This is a genomic window from Sphingobacterium sp. CZ-UAM, assembly GCF_002000245.1.
In the GTDB taxonomy this organism is placed as follows: domain Bacteria; phylum Bacteroidota; class Bacteroidia; order Sphingobacteriales; family Sphingobacteriaceae; genus Sphingobacterium.
This window is the reverse complement of record NZ_MTCM01000002.1, coordinates 65,468-91,650: the sequence shown is the minus strand read 5'-3', so window position 1 is coordinate 91,650 and position 26,183 is coordinate 65,468. Positions and strand designations below refer to the sequence as shown.

19 protein-coding genes are annotated in these 26,183 nt (G+C 42.5%); 5 read left to right on the top strand and 14 right to left on the bottom strand.

Annotated elements, in window-relative coordinates; translation table 11 throughout:
• Positions 1-69 precede the first annotated feature (69 nt).
• The 3 genes from plsY to BWD42_RS10670 all read right to left on the bottom strand — a co-directional run bounded on the left by plsY (position 70) and on the right by BWD42_RS10670 (position 2,129).
• Positions 70-720: a glycerol-3-phosphate 1-O-acyltransferase PlsY gene (gene plsY / locus BWD42_RS10680; RefSeq protein ID WP_077436109.1), complete on the bottom strand. Its 651-nt coding sequence runs from the start codon at positions 718-720 to the stop codon at positions 70-72.
• Between the two features lie 16 nt (positions 721-736).
• Complete coding sequence (gene nadC, locus BWD42_RS10675; RefSeq protein WP_077436107.1) at positions 737-1,594, bottom strand: carboxylating nicotinate-nucleotide diphosphorylase; 858 nt, start codon at positions 1,592-1,594, stop codon at positions 737-739.
• Positions 1,595-1,670: 76 nt separating this feature from the next.
• A complete protein-coding gene (locus tag BWD42_RS10670) occupies positions 1,671-2,129 on the bottom strand; it encodes a DUF4783 domain-containing protein (protein ID WP_077436105.1) in 459 nt (152 codons plus the stop codon).
• Positions 2,130-2,303: 174 nt separating this feature from the next.
• Here BWD42_RS10670 and gpmI point away from each other — a divergent pair, with 174 nt between their 5' ends.
• The 4 genes from gpmI (at position 2,304) to BWD42_RS10650 (ending at position 7,476) form a co-directional block, all read left to right on the top strand.
• The gene (gene gpmI, locus BWD42_RS10665; protein ID WP_077436103.1) at positions 2,304-3,836 is read left to right on the top strand and encodes a 2,3-bisphosphoglycerate-independent phosphoglycerate mutase; all 1,533 of its coding nucleotides are present in this window, start codon (positions 2,304-2,306) and stop codon (positions 3,834-3,836) included.
• The gene (locus BWD42_RS10660; RefSeq protein ID WP_077436101.1) at positions 3,817-4,407 is read left to right on the top strand and encodes a hypothetical protein; all 591 of its coding nucleotides are present in this window, start codon (positions 3,817-3,819) and stop codon (positions 4,405-4,407) included. The genes gpmI and BWD42_RS10660 overlap by 20 nt, the downstream gene beginning before the upstream one ends.
• A 166-nt stretch (positions 4,408-4,573) precedes the next feature.
• On the top strand, positions 4,574-4,921 hold the full coding sequence (locus BWD42_RS10655) for a hypothetical protein (RefSeq protein WP_139351116.1): 348 nt from the start codon (positions 4,574-4,576) through the stop codon (positions 4,919-4,921).
• Positions 4,922-5,178: 257 nt separating this feature from the next.
• Positions 5,179-7,476 carry a TonB-dependent receptor gene (locus tag BWD42_RS10650; protein WP_077436097.1) on the top strand — a complete coding sequence of 766 codons (2,298 nt, stop codon included), beginning with the start codon at positions 5,179-5,181 and terminating at the stop codon, positions 7,474-7,476.
• A gap of 97 nt (positions 7,477-7,573) precedes the next feature.
• On the opposite strand, the gene BWD42_RS10645 is transcribed toward BWD42_RS10650, so the two are convergent.
• Positions 7,574-8,128, bottom strand: coding sequence for a ferritin (locus BWD42_RS10645; RefSeq protein ID WP_077436095.1), 555 nt, complete (start codon positions 8,126-8,128; stop codon positions 7,574-7,576).
• Positions 8,129-8,339: 211 nt separating this feature from the next.
• Entirely contained in the window at positions 8,340-8,990 is a 651-nt protein-coding gene (locus BWD42_RS10640; protein WP_077436093.1) for a tetratricopeptide repeat protein, read from the bottom strand.
• Between the two features lie 346 nt (positions 8,991-9,336).
• Here BWD42_RS10640 and lon point away from each other — a divergent pair, with 346 nt between their 5' ends.
• Positions 9,337-11,814, top strand: coding sequence for an endopeptidase La (gene lon, locus BWD42_RS10635; protein WP_077436091.1), 2,478 nt, complete (start codon positions 9,337-9,339; stop codon positions 11,812-11,814).
• 250 nt (positions 11,815-12,064) lie between these two features.
• Here lon and dctA read toward each other — a convergent pair whose 3' ends face one another.
• From dctA to BWD42_RS10590, 9 genes are all read right to left on the bottom strand, one after another.
• Positions 12,065-13,318, bottom strand: coding sequence for a C4-dicarboxylate transporter DctA (gene dctA / locus BWD42_RS10630; protein ID WP_077436089.1), 1,254 nt, complete (start codon positions 13,316-13,318; stop codon positions 12,065-12,067).
• Between the two features lie 4 nt (positions 13,319-13,322).
• A complete protein-coding gene (locus BWD42_RS10625; protein WP_077436087.1) occupies positions 13,323-14,378 on the bottom strand; it encodes an alpha/beta hydrolase in 1,056 nt (351 codons plus the stop codon).
• 354 nt (positions 14,379-14,732) lie between these two features.
• Positions 14,733-16,643 (bottom strand): class II glutamine amidotransferase, encoded by a 1,911-nt coding sequence (locus BWD42_RS10620; protein ID WP_077436085.1) that lies wholly within the window; start codon positions 16,641-16,643, stop codon positions 14,733-14,735.
• Positions 16,644-16,763: 120 nt separating this feature from the next.
• Entirely contained in the window at positions 16,764-18,641 is a 1,878-nt protein-coding gene (locus tag BWD42_RS10615; RefSeq protein ID WP_077436083.1) for an Nramp family divalent metal transporter, read from the bottom strand.
• An 83-nt stretch (positions 18,642-18,724) separates the two neighbouring features.
• Positions 18,725-19,327: a 2'-5' RNA ligase family protein gene (locus BWD42_RS10610; RefSeq protein WP_077436081.1), complete on the bottom strand. Its 603-nt coding sequence runs from the start codon at positions 19,325-19,327 to the stop codon at positions 18,725-18,727.
• 75 nt (positions 19,328-19,402) lie between these two features.
• Positions 19,403-21,355 carry a gamma-glutamyltransferase family protein gene (locus BWD42_RS10605; RefSeq protein ID WP_077436079.1) on the bottom strand — a complete coding sequence of 651 codons (1,953 nt, stop codon included), beginning with the start codon at positions 21,353-21,355 and terminating at the stop codon, positions 19,403-19,405.
• A gap of 275 nt (positions 21,356-21,630) precedes the next feature.
• A complete protein-coding gene (locus tag BWD42_RS10600) occupies positions 21,631-23,307 on the bottom strand; it encodes a sodium/sugar symporter (protein ID WP_077436077.1) in 1,677 nt (558 codons plus the stop codon).
• 52 nt (positions 23,308-23,359) lie between these two features.
• Entirely contained in the window at positions 23,360-24,688 is a 1,329-nt protein-coding gene (xylA, locus tag BWD42_RS10595) for a xylose isomerase (RefSeq protein ID WP_077436075.1), read from the bottom strand.
• 1 nt (position 24,689) lies between these two features.
• Positions 24,690-26,174, bottom strand: a complete 1,485-nt coding sequence (locus BWD42_RS10590) for a xylulokinase (RefSeq protein WP_077436073.1) — start codon at positions 26,172-26,174, stop codon at positions 24,690-24,692.
• Between the last annotated feature and the right edge of the window lie 9 nt (positions 26,175-26,183).

Below are 26,183 nucleotides of genomic sequence, written 5' to 3'. Positions count from 1 at the left end.
GGTGCCTGCTTCATAATGGATATTTTAACATAATCTATTAAATACTTTGTTAAGATGCAATTATTGTGCCTATTCCTTTGCCTTCGCTTTTTTCTTGAATAGATAAATCTTGGATTCATGTCCTTTCAGCAAACGCTCAATATTTTTTTGATGGGTAATTAACAACAGCGCACAGATGGCAATGCCATAAAGTAATACCGAGGGAATCGTGGTTTTAAAAATAAATGCCAAGCTAAATGGAAAGGCAAATCCAGCAGATATCGAACTTAAAGACACGTAGTGAGTAGTCAATAGGATAATCACAAATACAGATACACAGACCAATGCTGCGGGTGTATGTATGGCTAGGATCATCCCGCACAGGGTTGCCACCCCTTTTCCACCCCGGAAGCCCGCAAAAACAGGGAATAGGTGTCCAATTACGGCAATCACCCCCAAAGCTAACTGAAAATTAACAAACTGAACGTCACTCGTATTCTGTCCCAATTCGATCAGATAGGCGAGATTTGTCGCGGTCCAGCCCTTGAAAATATCCACAAACATCACAATGGAACCCGCCCGCGGTCCTAATACGCGAAAAGTGTTAGTCGCTCCAGCATTACCACTCCCATACTCCCGAACATCTACGCCATAAAATGCCTGACCCAACCAAACTGCCGTAGGTATTGAACCAAACAAATAAGCTAGTAATACTGCAATTACTAAATAAATCGATATCATTAAATTAAATCAGTTCTTATAATAATTTGGCTTTCAGACTAAGATCCAAACTCTTGACACTGTGTGTCAAAGCGCCCACCGAGATATAGTCTACTCCAGCCTCTGCGTAGGCCCGAATGGTTTCAAATGTTATTCCCCCAGAGGCTTCTGTCTTAAATCGATGATCGATAATCTGAACAGCTTTGGCCACATCCGCAGGTGAAAAATTATCCAACATGATTCGGTCCACTTCGCCAAAGTTAAGAACTTCGTCAAGTTCCGCAAAATTTCGGACCTCAATTTCTATTTCTATTGGTTTATTTAATTTCTTTCGATAGTCGTTTGCGCGAGTCAAGGCCGGTATAATGCCACCGCTATAATCCACATGATTGTCCTTAATCAAAATCATGTCGAACAATCCAAAACGGTGATTGCTGCCCCCACCGATTTTAACGGCTTCCTTTTCCAACACACGTAGTAAAGGTGTTGTTTTACGGGTATCCAATATCTTTGTATCCGTACCTTTTAATAGTTCCACATATTTTCGGGTTGTCGTCGCTATGCCACTCATACGTTGCATCACATTCAACACCAAACGCTCCGCCAATAGGATACTCTGGATATTTCCGCGAACGTAAAAAGCAATATCACCAACTTTTACCTGACTCCCATCTTGGATAAACACCTCACAGGTCAAGGTTTCGTCAACGTAACTCATAATCGCCTGGGCAACTTCTACACCGGCCAAAATGCCATCGTCCTTCACAATTAGTTTCGCCTCTCCCTGCGCCCCTGTCGCTATCGTGGACAACGAAGTATGATCGCCATCGCCAAGATCCTCTGCAACAGATTGTTTTACAAATTGCGCCAAATAATCCTTGATTTCCTTCTCCATAAATACAATTTATTGGGCTAAGATGTGGAATAATTTTTTAATCGAAAAATAGAATGATAAAAAAGTATGGACTGGCCTAACTTTTATCGATCCGGAGTTCTTCTATTGTCTGGTTATTGGATCCGGCTCCGATCTTGATAAATACACGATAATTAGCCTGTTCGCTAGCTAATGAAAAGGTGAAATATTGATAACCATTGTTCGCATTGCTGGCCTGGGTCAGCTTGACGGTCTTGGGCTTATGCTGGTTAAAAAAAGAACCCAGCATAATCTCAGACTGATATTTGGTATACACGCCGTTTTCACCCAAGAGGGATAAGGTCAGATTGGAACCAAAATATTTGGCTATATTCTTTGCATTCCCTTCCCGTAGATAGGTTTTAAGTTCTTCGGAAATACTTCCCAAGGACATGATCTCAACCTGTATACCAGGTTGTGATGATTCGCTTAAATCTTTTGAAATATGCCCCGCGGCGTTAGTATGTATAAAAAGACTACAAACAAATACAAGTACGCAATAGCTTAAAAGTTTCATATAGCTCAATATAAGATAGAACAGTTTCCACAATAGATGTATCAATCATTAGGTAGCATAGTTTACACCAAACATAAACTATGCCACAAACCTATAAAATTATTGCGGATAAACAAGGGAAGATTTTAAAGATACATTGATAGATTCTAAAATTAAGGTTATCTTTGTTATACGATGAATAAGAAAAAAGTTGCACTCCTTATCCTGGATGGACTAGGATATGGAAAACATGATAAATCAAATGCAGTTGAAGCTGCAAATACCCCATTTTTAGATCACTTATTGGACACATACCCAAATTCAACGCTGGAAGCTTCGGGCGAAGCTGTAGGCCTTCCAGAGGGACAGATGGGAAATTCTGAAGTTGGTCACATGAATCTTGGTGCCGGAAGAATTGTCTATCAAGAATTAGGACGTATTCACAAAGCTGTAAATGACGGTGTATTCAATACAGATATCGTTATCCAGGATGCCTTTAAATATGCACTTGAAAACCATAAAAAAGTACACTTTATCGGCTTACTTTCCGATGGTGGCGTACATGCACATACCAAACACCTGAAAGGCCTTTGTGATGCCGCAAAACATGCCGGGTTAAACAGTGACCAGGTATTTATCCATGCCTTCCTAGACGGTCGTGATACAGACCCCAATTCAGGCATCGGCTATGTCAAAGATCTACAGGAATATCTAAAAACTACCTCAGGCACCTTCGCTTCGGCCATCGGCAGATATTATGCAATGGACCGGGACAACAGATGGGAACGCGTTAAGTTAGCTTACGACCTATTGGTGAAAGCCGAAGGTGAAAAATCCAGTGACCTCGTTGCTGCTATCCAGAAATCATACGATGAGGGCGTGACGGACGAATTTGTTAAACCAATTGCATTAGTTGATGCTGAGGGTAAAGCTGTAGCGACCATTCAGGACGGTGATGTTGTGTTCTGCTATAATTTCAGGACGGACCGTGGCCGTGAAATTACCATTGCACTGACTCAAAAAGCTTTCCCTGAGTATGATCTTGCTCCATTAAATCTATACTATGTCACCATGACAGCGTATGATGAAACCTTCAAAAATGTACGTGTTGTTTTCCAAAAAGATAATCTAACAAATACACTCGGTGAAGTTTTGGAAGCAAATCATAAAACGCAGACCCGTATTGCCGAAACAGAAAAGTATCCGCACGTGACATTCTTCTTTTCAGGTGGCCGTGAGCAACAATTCGAAGGTGAAAACCGACTTTTGGTGCCTTCACCAAAGGTAGCAACTTACGATCTTCAACCAGAGATGTCGGCCAACGGAATTACCGAAGCGATCGTCAATGATATGGAAACGCTGCAACCTGACTTTATCTGTCTCAATTTCGCCAATCCAGATATGGTAGGCCATACCGGTGTATTTGAGGCTGTCGTAAAAGCAGTAGAGACAGTGGATCAATGCACAAAAACTGTAGTGGAAACAGGATTGAAAAATGGCTACTCCTTTATCATTTTGGCCGATCACGGTAATTCAGAATTTATGATCAACGAGGATGGCTCACCAAATACAGCACATACAACAAATTTGGTTCCCTGCATCTTGATTGATGAGCAGTACAAAAAAATAGCAGATGGTAAATTGGGAGATATTGCCCCAACCGTCCTCAAACTTTTGGGCGTAGATATCCCCGTTGAAATGACAGGAAATGTATTGGTATCAGAATAAGAATTTATATAAAACATTAGGCAGCGCACTTCCCCTATTAGTGGGTGGTGCGCTACTTTTTTGGAGCTGCAGTTCCCCCTCAGGCCCAAAAAAAGCTAAAAAGACGACGGATATCTTTTCGGTAGACTCTTTTTTCAGCGCCGAAGCACAACGCCTGCAGCAGATCAACCCCTTGGTGTTAAAATCTGTCAACAAAGACGGCGAAAAGGAACAACGTGAACTCAAGATCGAAAACTGGCAAAATGAACTTTCGGCTTTCCAGTCCGCGGATATCAGCAAGAATTTTGATCCCACGCTTTATGAGGTCAAAGCCATAGATTGCGTAACGGAATTTACCGCCAAAAAGAAAGAATTGCAGATACAGAAACTCCGCATCGAGTTTGATCGTAAAAATGAGCGCGTGAAACATATACATATCGATAAAAAAATAGCGAACTCCCTTTATGATAGCAATGAAAAACTGGATTATTATATCGATTCATTGTACAGTATCATAAAACTCCAAGACGTACAAGGGCTTGACGCCAATCAATATGAAATTATTGGACGATTTGTACAGTCCAAAAAATAATACTGAAACCAAAAAAGTTTCAATAAAAAAGGACCAATCCCAAAATGCTGTCCCTAAAACCGTCTAGCTTTTTGGGGCTGCTACAGCACGGCTTTTGGTTCTTTTTTTAATAATAGATGCAACATGATTGCTTTATTTATAATTTTCCTTATATTTGCGGTATTGATTGTCTGCAGAGACATCGTATAAGAAGAATAAGGTGCGCGGTATTCCATTGAACAAATTAGCAGCGTTTACGCTTTTGATGGCCTTTTTAATCGGTCAGTTCATTGTCTATACCCATTCCCACGAGCCGATAGCCTTGAGTACGGTGGACTGTAGCGCGAAAAAACATCATGCAGACCATCCAAAATGTTCCATTTGTGATCAGAATGCACACCCACAGTTGCTCTTTCAGTTTAGCCAAAATGAAATTCTGCTTCCCGAACTGGAAATAGCATTTGGCTTCTTTGTACCAAACGACCAGATGATCAACGCGCTGCTATCTGGTAATCGCGGCCCTCCTCATTGTTAAATTTCATCCAATATGCTACGACAAAGTTATCCATGAAAACTTTGTTCACTATGATTACAATACACTTCAAGCCAGACTTTCTAGCAATTGCTGCGGACGTAATCATAATGGATTTCCCTTAATTTAACAATCAGCGATTCATTTGATGAATCCATCCCTATTGACAGCTATTTTCATAACTGATGGAAATACAGATCCAATAAGGTCGGTTATCAGGTGAATAGGCGCCATCTACTGATGGTATAAACTAGTTACAGATGAAACTCAAAATCAAAGGCAGCATATGTTTGCTTGTCTTCTATTTCTTGCTATTTTCTGTTCAGGCCGCGACCATTTCGGGCAAAGTGACGGATTCAAAAACAAATCAACCAATAGCGGGGGCAACCATATCTTTGCTCCAGCTGCGCTCAAGTACCTCTTCGGACCAACAGGGTCATTACACATTCAAATCACTTCCTTCACGCGGACGTTATCTCGTTGAAGTGCGTTTTATTGGTTACCAATCACTGATCAAAACAATAGAGCTGACATCGGAGGACGTCTCGGTAGACTTTTCGTTGACTGAAAGTATTATCGAGACAAACGAAGTGGTAGTAACGGGCACACTCGTTACAGCGCAAAGCCGTCGAAATAGCACTTCGGTTTCCGTTGTATCCAAAGAAGAACTACAAGGTGCTGGGACAAATCTCATTGACGCACTAGCTCGCCAGGTTCCTGGACTGAGCCAGGTAACAACGGGACAGGGCATTTCCAAACCAGTCATCCGCGGCCTTGGCTACAACCGGGTTGTCACTGTCAACGATGGGGTAAAACAAATGGGCCAGCAATGGGGAGACGAACATGGTATTGAGATCGACCAAAATCAACCCGACCGAGTAGAAGTTCTGCGGGGAGCAGCTTCACTGATGTATGGCTCAGATGCCATCGGTGGTGTCATCAATATCCTCGAACCAAGTGTCCCTACTGCGGGGGAAATAAAAGGAGAACTGCTGTCCAGCTATTCGACCAACAATGGCCTGACCAATACTTCATTGATGCTTACAGGAAACGAAAATGGCTTCGTATGGCGGGGACGTGGATCTTATCAGAATGCCCATGCCTACAATACACCTGCTGGACACTATATCAATAGTGGTTTTAATAACACCAACCTTAGTGGAATGCTGGGGTTAAATAAACAATGGGGATATTCACATCTAAATTTCTCTTACCTCAAAAATAACATCGGTTTTTATGATGCCGAGCCTGGAGATCCTCTATACAACAACTCCAAAAGCCGTACCCTGGATTTTCCGAAACAGGATATCCGTCATTATAAACTCGCACTCAATAATAATTTTGTGATCGGCTCGGGAAATTTAAAACTGGATTTGGGCTTCCAAAAAAATCAGCGTCGCGAACTTGAAAGCGCAAGTCCTTCCTTATTTTTTGATTTAAACACCTACTCGCTTGATGCGAAGTATCACCTGGCTGAAAGGAATGGCTGGCAGCATGTCTTTGGTATCAGTGCTAGTCAGGAACATAGCATCAACAAGGGAGTCGAATTTTTGATCCCTGCTTATGATCAGATCGAGCTAGGAGCTTTTGCTTACGCCAAGAAAACCTGGGGAGAGAATACCTTCAACATGGGACTTCGTTATGATTACGTCAATAGCAAGGGCAAACAGCTTTTTGTTGAAGATGAGGAGCAATTTCCAGGATTTAAAAACAGGTTCAGCAATCTTAGCGGTGCCCTTGGGTATACACATAGCTTCAGTGAAGATTTCAATTTCAAAGCCAATGCAGGGTCAGCCTTTAGGGCACCTAATCCTGCGGAACTTGGCTCAAACGGTGTGCACGAAGGAACTTCCCGCTACGAAATCGGGAACGAGAACCTGAAAGCGGAGCGTAGTTTTCAGGCAGACGCAACCCTTGAATTTGGACATAGTATAGTAACGGGCAGCATCGGTATTTATGAAAATTATATTCATAATTTTATCTATGCCTCAGCAAAAAAAGGCGATACGAAAACAATCCTCGATGAGGATAATAATGAACAGACCTATGATGTCTATCGTTATGGCCAAGTAAATGCCAATCTTTTTGGTTTCGAAGGGAGCCTAAACTTCCATCCGCTCAACTGGGTACATCTAGATAACACATTTACCTATACCCATGCGCAAAACAAGACCTTCGACAGGCCGCTGGCATTGATTCCTGCAGGTGTCTTACATAATACCCTGCGCCTCGAACCCAAGATAAATGGCCTACATGCGTTTTACGTATCCGTAGGTTTAGACAATTATTTTAAACAAAACCGTATTGACGAAACTTTCGAAACGGCTGCAGATTCATATTCATTGATCAATGCCGGAATAGGTACTACCTTACATTTAGGAAAACAACCAGTGAAGGTATATGCAACTGCATCTAACCTTACCAACAAACGCTATTATGACGCCCTGAGCAGGTTACGCCCAGGAAGGTTATCGCAGGAGGACCCAAGCTACGGGGTTTACAATATGGGAAGGAATATTACTTTCGGCGTCTACCTCCCACTCAGCATAAAAAAATAAAACGCCCTATAAAAAATCAGGGATCCAAAAGGATCCCTGATTTCTTTTGAGGCCTATCCCCGTCCATTCAAATGATCCAAGAGTAGGCTACTTGACATTATTTGGGGTCATCGGCCGTTGCCTCACGGGCCAAAGGCACATCGTCGGGCATCCGCTCTAAGGACGAATCCAATGCAAAAAGCGACTCATCCGAAGCCCGGTCCCCGCCCGCTATCTTCAATTTATCAATTAATTCAAGAGCAAGTTTTTCCTCTTCGATCTGTTCTTTGACAAACCATTGGGCAAAGTTCCATGTCGCCCAGTCTTTCTGTTCCATAGCGAGATTGACAATACGATAAATAGCTTCGGTGTTGTCCACCTCGTGTTTAAATACCCGTTGGAAACATTCAGTTAGGCTTTGGGGATCAGCCGGTGGGGAAGCAATGGCCTGAATTCGGGGACGCCCGCCGCGCTCGAGGATGTAACCCATAATTTTTGTCATATGATTGCGTTCCTCCTGCGCATGCCGATATAGAAAATTGGCAATTCCACCGTAGCCCTGATCATCGGCCCATACACCCAACGCCAAATAAATTTGCGCTGCTTCAGCTTCTTTTGTCATCTGACTGATTAAAATGTCCTGCATTTCTGCTGACAATCGATTCGTTTCCATATACTAAATTCCTGTTGATTCAAGTATAGAACAGAATTTCCCTACTTTTCGTTTGTAAATTTATCAAATGCAACATACAGCAGCTGGATCAGATCGAAGATACAGAGGGCAGAATTGACTGCGAGAATAACTGGGAAATATCTGAGTCAATTGAGCACATAAAAAGGGGAACTCAATGAGCTCCCCCTTTTTATGTTATAGTTTGATAAGCTTATTTCAAGTTATCTCTATACACTTTTGCTTTTTTGACTTCTGTTTGGATATCTTTTTTAGAAGAATCAAAACTCAATACCTTTTCGTAATCCTTGATCGCATTATTATAAGCATCGGTCGCCATTGCTTTGTTGTAATTAGGTGTACCCGCTGTTCCAATCAAAATACCCAAATCGCGGTTTGCGATCGCTCTATTTTGATAGAATTTGGAATCCGTAGGGGTGATTTGAATTGCTTTTGAATAATCTTCAATTGCTACGCGTAATAACTGCTCTTTGTTAGCTGCAGACACTTTGTTTGACTGAACAGCAAGCGTGTTGTTCGCTTTCGCTTTGAAGTACAATGCATTTGCATTTTTAGGACTCAATGCAACAACCTTTCCGAAAGTTTCAGCTGACTTTTTATAATCACCATTTTGAAATTGGGAGTAACCCAACATATACAAGACATCCGGATCTTTGCCCTCCTGAGGTAAAGCTTTTGTCAAGTATGACTCTGCATTTTTGAAGTCACCATCCAAAAGAGCTTTTTGCCCCATTCTCACATTGGCATTGCTATGCTCAGCTTGTTTTTGTTGTGCATTGGCACTAAGTGCGACCAAAGCAAAAACTCCTGTGAACAAACCTAATTTAAGTGATTTTAAGTTCATATCTAAATAGTTACGTTGTTTCTATGTACGTTATTAATGATCATTACTGACCGTTTATTATCCTAAGAAAAAATAGTCCTAAAGCTTTATCTCTCGCAAAAATCTGCCATCGTCTATTCTTTCACATTCCAATATTACAATTATTATGCCTATTTCTCCAACAAATGGCAGATAAATTTTATTTAACCTGCCTTTTTTGCATATTCTAGAAAATAGATTTGTAATTTTGCTACCTTTTAGCAATTGGCACTTCCCTTGCAATATAGGGGAAACAACATTTGAAGTTTAAAATTTGAACGTCTACCGACAACATGTCAGCGACTGCCAAATACACAAAATAAACACTATGAGCAAATTCGAAACTTTTGATTTCAGTCAGGCTATTCCAATCGTTACGGAAGATACAGAATTTTTCCCCCTTTTGACACAGCAGGATGAAGACGATATGGCAAATGCTGAAATTCCAGAAGCATTATCTATTTTGCCTTTGCGCAATACCGTTTTATTTCCCGGTGTTGTCATTCCGATTACTGTAGGGCGGGATAAATCTATCAAATTGGTAAAAGAAGCCTATAAAGGGAACAAAACAATTGGTGTAGTCTCGCAAAAGGATATGACCGTCGAGGACCCTGGCTTTGAAGAACTGAATAAAGTGGGTACGGTTGCTCACATTATCAAAGTGCTCCAGATGCCGGATGGAAACACGACGGTTATCATTCAGGGAAAACAACGTTTTAACCTGGTAGAGATTGTAGAAACCGAACCTTATCTGAAGGCACGCGTAGAAAAATTCAGTGAGGCAAAACCAAAGATGACCAAACATTTTAAGGCGACAATCTCCACCTTGAAAGAAATGGCATTGCAGATCATTCAGCTTTCACCGAATCTTCCCAGCGAAGCCGGTATAGCGATCAAAAATATCGAAAGCCCCTCTTTTCTGATCAACTTTATTTCGTCCAACATCAATGTCGAAATGATCAAAAAACAAGAGCTACTTCAAATCCCAAAAGTTGAAAACCGTGCAAAACTTTTGTTGGAACTGTTGACCACCGAAATCCAGATGCTGGAACTGAAACATCAGATCCAGAATAAGGTTCGTGTAGACCTGGACAAGCAACAACGGGATTATTTCCTCAACCAACAATTGAAAACCATCCAAGAGGAACTCGGTGGAAATACACCTGATCTTGAACTCGAAGAACTCAAAAAACGCGGTAAGACAAAAAAATGGAGTCTCGATGTCGAAAAGCATTTCAACAAGGAGCTCGAAAAGCTTTCACGTATCAATCCGGCGGCAGCAGATTATTCTGTGCAACTAAATTATCTTGAACTGCTTCTTGATTTGCCTTGGAATGAAACAACCAAAGACAATTTTGACTTGAATAAAGCACAAAAAGTGCTGGACAAGGATCATTATGGATTGGAAAAAGTCAAAAAACGTATCATCGAATACCTTGCGGTATTAAAATTAAAAAATGATATGAAAGCCCCAATCCTCTGTTTGGTCGGCCCTCCTGGAGTCGGAAAAACATCTTTAGGAAGATCTATCGCTAAAGCATTGGGACGTAAATATACCCGCATGGCGCTGGGTGGTGTGCGTGACGAAGCTGAAATCAGAGGCCACCGTAAAACGTACATCGGCGCAATGCCAGGTCGTATTATCCAATCGCTGAAAAAAGCAGGCGCTGCCAATCCGGTCTTTATCCTGGATGAGATCGATAAAATGAGCGCAGATTTCAAAGGAGATCCTTCTTCTGCCCTACTTGAGGTATTGGATCCGGAGCAAAACACACATTTCTACGATCATTACGTGGAAATGGAGTTTGACCTATCCAAAGTGATGTTTATTGCAACCGCCAATTCGCTAAGTGCCATCCAGCCCGCTTTATTGGACCGTATGGAAATCATCGAAGTCAACGGATATACCATTGAGGAAAAGATTGAGATAGCAAAAAAACACCTGCTTCCGAAACAACGTGAAATGCACGGTATGGCATCCAAAGACGTCGCCCTGAAAGGTAAAATCATTGAAAAAATCATCGAAGACTATACCCGCGAATCAGGCGTACGTGGACTGGAGAAGAAAATAGGTTCTATCGTCCGTGGTATTGCGACACGTATTGTCATGGAAAAGGATTATAATCCAAGTATCAACGATCAGGATGTTGTGGATATCCTGGGCGCTCCGATCTTTGATAAAGATATCTACGAAAACAACAATGTTGCCGGTGTAGTGACAGGCCTGGCCTGGACTTCCGTGGGTGGTGATATTCTGTTTATCGAATCATCCCTAAGTCCCGGTAAAGGACGCTTGAGCCTGACAGGTAATCTTGGTGATGTCATGAAAGAATCTGCCTCTATTGCATTGGCCTACTTAAAAGCTCATGCGGCTGATTTCGGTATTGACTATCGAGTATTTGACCATTGGGATATTCATATCCACGTTCCTGCAGGTGCTATTCCTAAGGATGGTCCATCCGCCGGAGTAACGATGTTAACGGCACTGACCTCCTTATTTACACAACATAAGGTTAAAGAGAAACTGGCTATGACCGGGGAAATTACGCTGCGGGGAAAAGTATTACCGGTAGGTGGTATCAAAGAAAAGATCCTTGCGGCCAAACGTGCAAATATCAAAGAGATTATCCTTTGCAAATCCAACGAAAAAGATATCCTTGAAATCAAGGAAGACTATATTAAAGATATGCAGTTCCATTATGTCACCGAGATGGCACAAGTGATCAAACTTGCACTTCTTAAAGAAAAAGTAGCTGGTGCCTTGGATCTAACCCAAGGTATTGAAAATCCGAAAAAAGAAGCTTAATTTCTTACTAAGGGATCAGACAAATTATTCAGAAAACGGGGCGTCCAAAAAGGCTTGGCGCCCCGTTTTTTTTATGCTATTTGTATCCTGTACTGTTTTAGGTTAACCTTTTCATTATCCTCACTATCTTGCTTCAACTCGTCAATACAAAAACAGCTCTGATCTTTCTTTTTGAACTAACTATTCCTGCAAAAACAGATACCATTGGGTAGAATGATCAAGCTAACCTCCGTGTTCATCTGAGGCAGTATCAGCCAAGTTTCTCCTGGAGCACTTCCTCGTCCAAGCTATTTTCGTATTTGGAAATCACGAGTGTTGCAGCCGAATTGCCAATCAGATTGGTGATGGCGCGCGCTTCACTCATAAACCGGTCCACTCCAAATACCAATGCCACAGACTCCACAGGCACATGCCCGACAACTGGTAAGGTCAGCGCCAAAGTCACAAAACCACTTCCTGTGACACCCGCAGCCCCCTTGGAAGTTAGCAATAGGACCAACAACAGGGTAATTTCCTGCTGTAAGCTCAGGTGCATATTCAGTGCCTGCGAAATAAACACCGCTGCCATCGTTAGGTAGATACTCGTTCCGTCGAGATTAAAAGAATACCCGGTTGGGATCACCAATCCAACGACAGACTTCGCACAACCCGCATCCTCCATTTTTTGCATAATGCCCGGCAATGCGGACTCCGAAGAAGATGTTCCCAATACAATCAGAATCTCGTCTTTGATGTATTTCAGAAATTTGAAAATATTAACCTTAAGATAGAAATATAATACCGCACCGATGACAATGACAATAAAGATAAAACAGGTCAGATAGAAACTTAACATTAACATACCCAGTTTGGTCAAAGCCTGAATTCCAAACTTACCTATGGTAAATCCCATCGCTCCCATGGCCCCCAATGGCGCCAGGTACATCACCATTTTAATAATGGAGAAAAGTACCTTTAGAAAAGACTGCAACACATTGATAACGGGTTCAGCGGCTTTGTGGCCGATCTTGGTCATCCCTATGCCAAAGAGCACCGCAAAAACCAATACCTGCAATATATTGTCTGACGCAACTGATGCAATAACATTCTCCGGAATAATATCCATGATAAAATCCATGAAACTATGGGGTTTCTTGGACTCGGCGATATAATGTGATACAGAAGAGATATCTAGACTTGCCAGATCAGCATTCATACCCTTACCGGGCTGAATTACATTCACAAAAACCAAACCGATGATCAAGGCAATGGTAGTCATCACTTCAAAATAGATTATCGACGTCAGTCCGATCTTGCCTACTTTTTTCACGTCCTGCATCCCGGCGATACCAATCACGATAGAACTAAAGATCAGTGGCGCTATCACCATCTTGATCAACTTGATAAAGACATCACCCAGCGGCTTTAGCTTAACGGCAAAGTCCGGGAAATAGACCCCACAGAAAATACCGATCAATATACCGACAATAACCTGAAAATAGAGACTCTTAAAAATATGCTTCATTGTGCTAACGATTAACGGCAATACCCTCTGCTTTCAACATCGTTTTAAATTTGGGGTTTCGGATGTATTTATTAAAATCATGGCTTTTCATACCTGTAAAATCCGTATACTTCATAATCGGATAATATTTTACCAATTCATCGCATACATTGGATTTATAGCCTAGATCAGTCGCTCTTAGTTTATTCGACAAAAATCCAACAAATTTCTTTAACATCACATCTGTATTATTGACCGTGATATGGATCCGCTTGACCTGTTTGCTTAGGCTGCAGAATGAATCTGTTCCTGTCGTGAGATCCTTGATCTTAAAATCATCAAGGCCTATGGCTGGCGCAAGCATTATACAGGTAATCTCATTCCCGTTTTCAGCTAGCTTTTTTGCTGCATCAACGTCTACATTATGGTTCACTAAGGTTCCTTTGGCAAAACTTTCACTAAAGGTCGCATTGCTCAATGCACTTAGTACAACCGATGCTCCACGACTATGTGAAATGAGGAAAATCTTTTTGTTGCTGATGCTGTTCAACAGGTTACGCAACCCAAACTCACCCGCCATCTGGCTAAAAGAGGTCGCCGAAAACCAAACCTTCGCCCCGCCAAAGGGATTGGTCGTATGCAAACCATCCCAGTAGAATTTAACAACCTCATCTTTATTGGTATTGAGTTTTAGTAATTTGCGCATATACTCATAACTCTCGTTGACCTCATTTGATGGTGCATTGAAACCATGTACAAATATAAACACACGGTCTTTTGCCTTTACTTTACTGCTTATTGCCAACATCCGGGTCTTTTCAAAACCTTTCAGCTGGTTTTCTATCCCCTTCTCCGTTGCGATTTTCATTAGCGAATAGGCATTGATATCACCGCTCTTGGGTGGCTCACCATAAGTCTTTCGCCAATTGTCGGGATAAAAGTTCCCATTCTGATCCACAAATGAATTCACAATATTCGGTTTGTCAAACGAATTGGGATAAGGCCCCTTGGGCACATTATGGCTTATCCCACAGGAAACCATCGAAAAAAGAAGAAAAAGATAGTAAAGTTGTCCTCTCATGGAGCTATTTATTTACACTGTTAAAAACCATAATTTCGTTAAGGTAAAAGGTCGACTGAATCATCAAAGTATATATTGGCAAAATACAGCAATTAAATTCTGATGCACTGCATCTTAATAATCAATTCGTATTACGAATATATAAAAAAAAGAAACTGTACAAAATGCAAAAGCAATCTCAGGGATGTGAATACTAAAAAAGAGGTTGAAAAGAATACGAGATATCCAAAAATAAATAGGGAGCCCATTGGCCTTGAAGGTAAAAAAGACTTCGTGCTTAAATAAAATAAGATGGAAGAAAAAAAAGGGGGCATTCTATATATAGAACGCCCCCTTCTCTTGATATCTTTAAACTTAGCTACTGAAGTATGCACGTACATTTTTACCTTCAATCCAGTTCATATAGGCTTTATTAACAACCTTGTTTCCACCTGGAGTAGGATAATTACCAGAGAAGTACCAATCTCCGCTATGAGCCGGACATGCTTTATGTAGGTTGTCCAATGTCTGATACACCACCTCTAGCTCAGCTTTCAAATGATGCGGTCTGACGATACGGCCAATTTCTTCAGAAATCTCCTCGTCTGTAAATGGCGCATAAATGGCTTTCACATGGTTTTCGATTTCATTGACATCTTGGGTCATCGACAAGAGACATTTTTGATACACCTCATCAATAATATGTGCCATACCACGTTGCTTCAACAGATTGATCGCTGCTTCGAATGCAACGAATTCACCCATACGCGACATATCGATACCGTAACAATCCGGATAACGGATTTGAGGCGCCGAGGAAACGATCACAATTTTCTTCGGATTCAAACGATCCAAGATCGTGAGGATACTTTGCTTCAACGTTGTTCCCCGTACAATGGAGTCATCGATTGCAACGATGGTATCTTCATGATCCTTAACAATACCATAAGTGGTATCATACACATGTTGTACCATATCTGTACGATCCGCATCTTGCGTAATGAAAGTACGCAATTTGGCATCTTTTACGTTCAGCTTTTCAAAGCGTGGTTTGATGCTTAGGATTTCGTCCAACTCCTCGTCAGAAATTTTATCAGCCCGTTTTAATAAGGTCTCTTTCTGGAAATCCCTAACGTAGGTATTGATACCATCCATCAAACCGTAGTACGATACTTCGGCTGTATTAGGGATAAAGGAAAATACCGTATTCTTAATATTACTTTTGACAGATTCCAATACCTGCGGTACCAATAATCTACCCAGTTCTTTACGTTCTTTATAGATATCAGCATCCGATCCACGGGAGAAATAGATACGTTCAAAAGAGCAAGAACGTTGTTCAACAGGTTGTCTGAACATCTCCTGCGATACAGTTCCGTCTTTTTTCGCGATCAAGGCATGTCCCGGTTTAATTTCTTTAACGGCACCAATAGGCACATTGAAAGCAGTTTGGATAACAGGCCTTTCCGAAGCTACAACCAAAATTTCTTCATCTTGGTAATAGAATGCCGGACGGATACCTGCAGGGTCACGCATCACGAATGCATCCCCGTGCCCAAAGATACCGGCAATGGTATAACCACCGTCCCAGGTCTTAGCGGAACGCTTAAGGATCTTGGAAACATCAATATTTTTGGCAATCAATGAACTGATCTCAACGTTGGAATATCCTTCTTTTTTGAACTGATCGAAAAGATCCTGGTTTTCATCATCTAAGAAATGTCCAATTTTTTCCAAAACGGTTACAGTATCCGCTTTTTCCTTTGGATGTTGTCCCAACTCATACAGTTGTTGCAAGAGTTCATCCACATTGGTCATGTTGAAGTTACCCGCAACAACAAGATTGCGTGACATCCAGTTGTTTTGTCTTAAAAATGGGTGACAGCTTTCGATACTGTTCTTTCCATGCGTTCCATAACGCAAATGTCCTAAAAGTACTTCCCCTGTAAAACTGACATTATCCTTTAACCATTGGGTATCCTTTGATTCATCCGGAAATGCCTTCTGAACAGAAGCAAATTTTTTCTGTACATATTCGAATATATCTGCCACAGCAGAGGAGCCCATAGCTCTGTAACGCGAAATGTAACGATTTCCAGGTTTAACATCAAATTTAATGGTTGCAATTCCAGCCCCGTCTTGTCCACGGTTGTGCTGTTTTTCCATTAATAGGTACAATTTGTTGATGCCATAGAATGGCGTACCATATTTTTCCTGATAATAAGATAAGGGTTTTAACAGGCGAATTAGTGCGATTCCGCACTCGTGTTTAATAGCGTCGCTCATATCTTGATTTGATGACGCAAAAATAAGAATTATTTAGAACTTACCGATCCCTCCCCACACTTTTTCCATAATAAAATTACAGTGAATCGACACTGTCTCTTCGGGATAGGTTTCTATGCCCTATTGTGCGATAAAAACCGGAACTTTCACAGCATGGCGCAACTTGTTTACTGTCTCTCCAAACACAAAATCTTTGACGCCGGTGTGACCGTGGCTTCCCACAACCAAGAGATCTGCATGGTATTTTTCACAAACTTCGGCAATACTTTTGATCCGGTTGTTGTAACCAAGTTCATATTCCGTCTGATGTCCTTTGGACAATAAAAAGTCTGCATATAGTTTCAGCCGTTCCATATCTTGTCGCGACTCAAAATCATCGGTAGACTCTCCTGTATATTTAACAGAGGCACTTTCGACAATATGGACAACGACAAAACTGGTATCAGCATGCGACAGCTGCAAAGCATACTGAATCACTTTCTGATCTGAGCCGGAGAAATCCAACGCGACCACCACCTTCTTGAAAGAACCCCTGTCCTCAAAATGTAAGGCCTCAAATGGTGGATGAATTTCCAATTCAATCGGTTTTGATTTACGCATAATAGGAATTAATACCGTCATAATCAGCAAAAATAACAGCCCAAGGGCTCCTAGAACAAGTAACACTGTGACCAAAGGATTGTTTGCTTCAATGATCCAGCCGCTGACCTCATCGTACACCAGCTTAAAATTCAACACCGCAATCACTGCAGCAATCAGCCATGCAAATGTTTTAGTCAATGGTTTAATGGCGAAAATGCCCATCTTGGCTTTATCACTGACAAAATGAATCAAGGGAATGACCGCAAAGGCCAGCTGCATACTCAGGATGACCTGACTGAAGATCAACAACTGTCCTACCCGCCCTTCGCCAGAGATCAAGATCACCAAAACAGCAGGTATAATTGCCAAAAGCCGTGTAATAATGCGACGAAGTGTTGGACTGATACGCAGTCTTAGATAGCCTTCCATTACAATCTGACCAGCCAAGGTACCGGTTACCGTGGAACTCTGTCCGGCCAGAATCAATGCCACAGCAAATAACTTCGATGCCCATTCAGTGCCAAGTAAATTGCCCAATAGATGATAAGCGTCTTCAAGTTCGGCGACATCGTGCATACCGTTCTTATGAAAGACCGATGCTGCAAGAATAAGAATTGCAGCATTGACCAGAAATGCCAGATTTAAGGCAATGGCACTATCCCAAAAATTATACTTTAGCGATTTTTGTATGGAGACTTCATTACGGTCAATCTTTCGGGTCTGTACCAGAGCGGAATGCAGATAGAGATTGTGTGGCATGACAGTAGCACCGATAATACCAATTGCAATATAGAGCGCAGCGCTATTGGGAATACTCGGGATAAAACCTGTGGCCACCTCCGCAAAATCAGGTTTGGCCAGAAACATCTCCACCAAAAAACACATACCGATCAGGGAAATTAAGCCGATAATGAACAGTTCCATCTTGCGCATTCCGAGCTTCTGCAAGTAGAGCAACAGAAAGGTATCGGCAAAACTGATCAATACCCCCCAGAGCAAATCAATACCAAATAAGAGGTTAAGACCAATAGCCATTCCCAATACTTCGGCCAGATCACAGGCGGCTATGGCAATTTCAGCCAAAATATATAGCACAAAATTCATCCGCTTGGGGTAGGTCTCGCGATTACATTGCGCCAGATCCTTACCCCGCACAATCCCCAAACGGGCACAAAGATTTTGAAGCAATAAGGCCATAATATTACTCATCAGTAAGACCCAGATCAGCGCATAGCCAAACTGACTTCCTCCAGCGAGGTCCGTCGCCCAGTTGCCCGGGTCCATATAGCCTACACTGATCAGATAGGCGGGACCAAAAAAACTGAGTATCTTTTTGAACTTGGATTTTCCTTTATTGACATCGACACTTTCGTGGATATCGGATAATGATTTATGATGGGAGTCGTCGTGATGCATAGCTTACATGAGGACAATATATTTTATTGCTAGGGCTAAAGATAAAAAGCTTTACAATATTAGGCAATTAAACAGCCATATAATTAGAATTTAATTGTAAGTTGGCCCGAGCTTTCTTTAGATTGGTTTCCGAATTTAACAAAATCAACAGGCTCGTACTGCCCCATATCGGGATTGAAGCCGCGGATATGCACTCCGGCACACATAAAACTCAGATCAACCGAACGTAATAGTTTTTTTGCGATTTCCAGTCGCTGCGGTTCCAGCCTACGCCCGATAGATATATGAGGTTCATCACTGATCTCGATCAGATCAAACGAGCTTAAAGTATTTACAACTTTTCGGGCTCGATCCTTGAGGTAACTTCGCGCATGTACTGTGGGGGCAATATAAAAGGCCCCTTCTGCAAAAGAAGAAAAATGATCAAAATAAACATACTGACTACGTTCATATAACAGCGCCTGCTGCAGAACTTCAGTAGCCCGTATCAACGTATCCTCATTTCCTGTAAAAGCACAAATTGTCACATGAGCTTTGGAATTACAACTATGGTACCAGCCCTTGTCTTTGTCTGGAAATTCCGCCGCCAATGCTGCTCTCAACTGCTGCTTTAATCCATCGACCAATACCAAACCCGCCTCATCAGGCTGAAAAACAAACGAATATTTATTGACACTACCCTCCATAACAAAAAGTCACCTTTTGATCAGTAGGTAAGATACCAAATCCGATGGAGATAACAAAACGATGCGACGCTAATGCTACCATCCAATTCCATAATCCTCCCCATTGTTACTGCTGCCGCCCCAGAGTGTACCATGCTGTTGATCAAAGTAGATCGCGTTGATCGGGCCACTGTTACGTTCACCGAACTGGATATTATAGCCCATTTTCTGCAATTTTTCGGCAACTTCCTTCGGAGTGCGTTTATCGAGCAGTAAACTTCCGGCACGAGGTTTTCGGTCTTCGATTTTGGTCCCGCCCAAAGATAACCACAACTGATTACTATTGATATTTGGAGCCTCGCTGGCCTGCTGCGGCGTCATGCCAAACTCTACTGTATTCAGAAAGAATTGCAACAGGTTCTGATCTTGTGTGTCACCACCTTGTACAGCAAAAGAAAGATAGGGTTTCCCTTCTTTTAGCGCCAAAGCTGGAGTAAGCGTCACACGGGGTCTTTTGCCCGGGGCCACCACGTTAAAAGGATTGATCAGGGAGTCGAGAACAAAACTTTGTAAACGTTGACTCATCCCTACCCCGGTATTTCCAGCGATACAGGCGGGCAACCAACCCCCACTTGGTGTGATAGAAACAACCCAGCCTTCCGCATCCGCGGCCTCCACACTGGTCGTTCCTCGCAATAGCCGATCCATATAGACACTATCTGTTGCCAGCGAGGCCCAAAGGGCTGTATCCGGCAGGGATAACAAGGATGATGTTGAATTGGCATCATGCTTGGGAACAAAATCTTTTTTTGACTCCGTATCCGGAGTAAATTGTTTACTACGTTGTTGAAGTAGCTTGGCAAATGGATTCTTTTTCCCTTCATACGGATAAGGATCGCCCGGAAGCACCTGTGGATTGTTCTGCTGCGGATCAATCGTAGCGGCCCGTGCCTTGGCATAAGACTCACTCAATAGTCCCTGAATAGGTGCCTTAGGTTTGAAATAGGGATCCCCATAATAAAAATCTCGGTCTGCAAAGGCAAGATTCATGACCTGATATATCGTATGTATATAGGGTGCTGAGTTATAGCCCATGGCTTTTAGATCAAAATTTTTCAGCAGCTGCAAGCTCTGCAGCATGGCGGGTCCCTGCGTCCACTCCTGTAGTTTATAGACATCTATACCTTTATAATTAACATGCAAAGGCACCTCTTCAATGGGTTTCCAGTTGGCAAGGTCTTCTTTGGTAATCAAGCCCCCCTGCTCTTTACTGCCACGGACAAATTCATCCGCAATATCTCCTTTATAGAAGCGGTCGAAGGCAGCCATGATGGCTTCTTTTCGATCCTTGCCGGCTGCAAGGGCTTTCTTTTCCGCTTCAACAAGTTTGGTTAAGGTCTGCTGCAGATCCTGCTGTACAAAAATTTCCCCGGCTTCCGGTGCTTCTCTTTCTTGGCCTTCATGGACAAGGAAAACCTTTTTGCTATAAGGCCATTCTTTGATGCGAGCTTTACCCCGTTCGATACTATTGGCCGTCTGCGAGTCGATGGGATAACCAGCCGCCATTTCAAGCGCCGGAGCAAGTACCTCTGCAAGGCTTTTGGTACCGTACTGAGCCAACATATAACATAATCCACCCGGTGTACCCGGTGTGACTGCAGCGAGAGGTCCGTATTCTGGTGGAAATTCATACCCCTTTGAGCGAAAGAAATCAACCGTTGCCCCTGTCGGTGCCACACCGAGGGCATTGATAGCGATCACTTTTTTTAGTTTCGGATGATAGATCAACGCCTGTGTTTCTCCACCCCAGCTGAGCACATCCCACATGGTACAGGTGGCAGCAAGCATGGCACAGGCTGCATCCACCGCATTACCGCCTTGATGAAATAACTGTGCCCCGGCCGTTGCTGCCAAAGGTTTTCCGGTAATTGCCATCCAATGTTTGCCGTGCAAAGGTGGCTTCTCCGTACGTTGTGTCTGTCCTTGAGCTGGCGCAAATGTTGTCATCATTCCAACAAAAGCAGTGAATAGCATATATCTTCTTTTCATCCTTATTATTGTTATAGTGCCCAAAGTCCGCCCCTTTCGGTTTCCTCTTTTTTGGCTCCCTCTTTTTGCTGAACAGGGATATCGGCCGGCTTAGCGCATCGCAGTACATGTATTTTTTATGGAAGACAAGATAGCAAATTTTTAAAAATCCATCAGATCCAGTGGTTAAACTGGAGATACAACCTATTTAAAGGGAAATAGAGCTCGCAAAAACAACGTGCCCATACCAACCGGAGTTGCTATGGGCACGCTATTGGATCTGCTTGATGATCGGATTACCAATAAATGGAATATAATGCTGTCACTAATAAAGCAACAATCAATGTACCGATCAAGAATGCTTTATGTGGTTTAAACATGGTTGTATCTACTTCCAGGCCGGCTGGTACTACCCCACGTTTGTTGTCAATCAAACTGATAATGATCATACCGATGATACAGATTGCAAAGACAAAACCCATCCGGTCCAAAAACGGAATTTCGTAAATTCCCGTTGTCGGATTTGGGATAGAGAAACCGGTCGAAGCCAAGAAAGAAAGATCTGCCCAATCCGGTAATTTTTTGAAGATAATGGATAGAATAAATCCACCTATCGTCGCAAATAATGCCGCATTTGATGTTGTTTTTTTCCAGAAAAATCCCAAGATAAACATGGCAAAAATACCCGGCGATACAAATCCGGTATACTCCTGGATGTATTGAAATCCACCCTTTTTGTCGATTCCCAAATGTGGTGCGATGATCACGGCCAAAATCATGGCAACAACAACCGTCACCTTACCTATATTAACCAACTTCTTGTCGGAAGCATCCGTATTAAATACCTTTTTGTAAATATCCAATGAGAAGATCGTGGCAATACTATTTGCTTTACCTGCCAATGAGGCAACTACCGCAGCAGTCAGCGCCGCAAATGAAAGTCCTTTTAGACCAGCAGGTAATAGATTCAATAAGACTGGGTAAGCATGATCCGGATTGACCTCGCCATGTTGCATCATTTCATTTTGAAATAAACCATCTTTCCACATAACATACGCGGCAATACCAGGCAATACGACGATAATCGGCATCAACAGTTTCAAGAATGCGGCAAACAAAATCCCGTTACGTGCAGTCTTCAAATCAGCGCCCAATGCCCGCTGTGTGATATATTGGTTACAGCCCCAGTAGTTCAGATTGACAATCCACATACCACCGATCAGAACAGTCAGTCCCGGTAAGTCAAGGTAATTCTCGTTTTTACGGTCCAGAACCATATGGAAGTGGTCGGAAGCCTTTTCGGTCATCAATTGATAGCCCTGCAAGATACCTGAACCACCATAGTGTTCGGAAACAAGGTTTAATGCCAGATAGGTTGTTGCCAAACCACCCAATACCAAAAAGAATACTTGAATAATATCCGTATATCCGATCACCTTCATACCTCCCAATGTGATGATAACAGCAAAAATGGCAATAGCATACATACAAGCTTCCAGACTTATTCCGGAAATGCTGCTCACCGCAATAGCGCCCAAGTAAAGAATCGAAGTCAGATTGACAACCACATACAATAGTAACCAAAAGACTGCCATAATCATGGCTACAGTACCATTATACCGCTTGTGCAGAAACTGCGGCATTGTAAAGATCTTATTCTTGAGGTATACCGGTATAAAAAACACCGCTACAACAATCAGGGTAATTGCTGCCATCCACTCGTACGTGGCAATGGCAAGTCCCATTTTGAAGCCCGACCCACTCATGCCGATAAATTGTTCCGCAGAAATATTGGATGCAATCAGGGAGGCTCCAATCGCCCACCAGGTCAACGATCCTTCGGCAAGGAAATAATCCTTGGAGCCTACAGACTCAGACTTTTTGCGATAATACACCCATAATCCGTAACCTGCAACAATGACAAAGTATATCAGGAAAACGATGTAATCTTTTGTACTTAAATAATTATTCATGTATTGGTAATTGGTTTAATTTGATCGCCTAATATATAAATATTTTGATTAACTATATATATCTATTGATCAAATTTTCTAAATACTCTTGCCTTCCGCTGATCGTTTGTGGTTCACCAGATTCTACCGCTAAATCTCTCAAATATTCCAGTGTCAGCTTACCCTGCTCAAAAGAAGCCCCATGACCACTATCGAAGGATGCATAACGGTCGGTTCTTATTTTACGGTATTCACCATCTTGCAAGATACGTTCTGCCGTAAGCAAAGCCCGTGCGAAAAGATCCATTCCGCCGATATGTGCGTAGAATAAATCCTGAGGATCAGTCGAGTTGCGACGAATTTTGGCATCAAAATTAACACCACCGCCCTGGAAGCCCCCCCCTTCTAAAATGATCAACATCGATTCGGTCAGTTCATTGATATCATTGGGAAATTGGTCAGTATCCCAGCCATTTTGATAATCACCGCGATTGGCGTCAATGGATCCCAGTTTTCCGGCATCAATAGCAACCTGCAATTCGTGTTGGAAGGTATGCCCTGCTAAGGTTGCATGATTCACTTCAAGATTGAGTTTGAAATCGTCCAATAGGTCATACTGTCTCAAAAATCCCAATACGGTGGCCGCATCATAGTCATATTGATGTTTAGTCGGTTCACATGGTTTGGGCTCGATAAAGAAAGTGCCTTTGAACCCATTTTTACGCGCATAATCCTTGGCTAAATGTAGAAACTGGGCAAGATGTTCCTGTTCCCGCTTCATATTGGTATTCAACAGGCTCATATAACCTTCCCTTCCACCCCAGAACACGTAGTTTTCACCACCGAGCGCAATGGTGGCATCCAACGCTGCTTTCACCTGTGCAGCACCATGCGTCAATACCTGAAAATCCGGATTCGTCGCAGCGCCATTCATATAACGTCTGTGGCTAAAGAGGTTGGCTGTGCCCCAGAGAAGCTTGATACCACTCGCCTGCTGTTTTTCTTTCGCATAGTCCACGATCGTTGCCAGTCTTTTTTCGTTTTCCAGCACATTATCCGTGTAATCCACCAAATCCACATCATGAAAACAGTAGTAGGGAATATTCATTTTGCTGATAAACTCAAAAGCAGCATCCATCTTATCTTTTGCACGTGTAATCGGGTCACTGCTTTCATCCCAGGGAAATCTGTGGGTTGGCCCGCCGAACGGATCAGATCCATCACCATTGAAAGAATGCCAATACGAACAGGCGAACTTAAAATATTCTTCCATGGTCTTACCTGCAACCACTTGTTTTGGATTGTAATAACGAAAAGCAAATGGATTTTTGCTTTCCTGTCCTTCAAATTCGATCTGTCCAATCCCTTTGAAAAACTCCTTTTGTTCTTTGATAATGTTCATTTTATTTAGTATTGATTTTTGTTTCTAAAATTTCTCTCCACTGTTGATAATTTTCTTCATACTGATCAACCCCCTTAGGTTCCACAGTATAAACCGGTTTTAAGCTGTCAAAAGCCTCTACGAAACTGGCATAATAGCCACTACCGATTCCAGCACCTAAAGCAGCGCCCACACTGCCATCATGATCATATACTTCCACAGGGACATTAGTCGCACCCACAAACGAGTCACGAAATACAGGGCTCAAAAATAGATTGGCATTGCCGGCACGGATCATCTGAGGAAATAATCCATTTTCGCGCATAATATCCAGTCCATAGCGAAAAGCAAAAGCGATTCCTTCCTGAATGGCTCGCAGGATATCAGCAGATTCATGTCTATTGAGGTCGATTGATGTTATCGATGCCCCCACCAATTGATTATTTAACATACGCTCCGCACCATTTCCAAAAGGGATAACCTGTAAACCTTTACTACCGATGGGCGAAGTCGCGGCCATACTATTTATCTGATCGTAGGACAAATCCTTTCCCAGAAGCTTCCGACCCCAACTGTTCATAATACCAGTACCGTTAATGCAGAGCAATACACCCGTCCGGATCTCATCCGGCCCATAGTTGACATGGGCGAATGTATTGACACGAGACTCACGATCCGCTATCAACTGGTCACTCACACCATAGATAACACCCGAAGTGCCCGCCGTGGCAGCGACTTCACCCGGTTGGAGTACATTCAGGGAAAGCGCATTATTCGGCTGATCTCCGGCCTTATAGTTGATTGTTACTTTCGGTGATAGCCCCAATTCATCGGCTACGGTTGGCTTAATCTGACCGTGTTCCGCAAAAACGGGCAATATGGACGGTATTAAATCCGTATCGAAACCATAATAGTCCATCAGTGCCGTAGACAGTTCATTGCGCTGAAAATCCCAGAATACCCCCTCCGATAATGCCGAGATAGAGGTGCTGATAGTTCCTGAAAGTTTCATGGCTATAAAATCCCCGGGAAGCATGATCTTATCGATTTTCTGATAGATTTCCGGTTCATTGGCTTTGACCCACGCCAATTTGGAAGCGGTAAAATTGCCCGGTGAATTGAGGTGATGTTTTAAATTGAATTCCTTCCCAATCTCCTCAAAAGCTTTGTTTCCCAATGCGACAGCCCGGCTATCACACCAAATAATCGCATTGCGCAATACCTGTTGCTCCTGATCGACAACAACAAGCCCATGCATCTGATAGGCTATACCGATTGCCGTAATCTGCTTGGGATCATAAAGCCCCGAAGCGTTTGCCTGGGATAAAGCCCGTTTGAAATAGGTCCACCAGTCCTGGGGATCCTGCTCCGCCCAATTGGGCTGCGGCGAAATAATAAGAGCCTCTTCAGCGGGATATTGCGCCGAACAGACCTTACGTTGGGAGGATGCTTCAACAATGGAAACCTTGACCGAAGAAGTACCAATATCTATACCTAAAAAATACATGCCTAATCG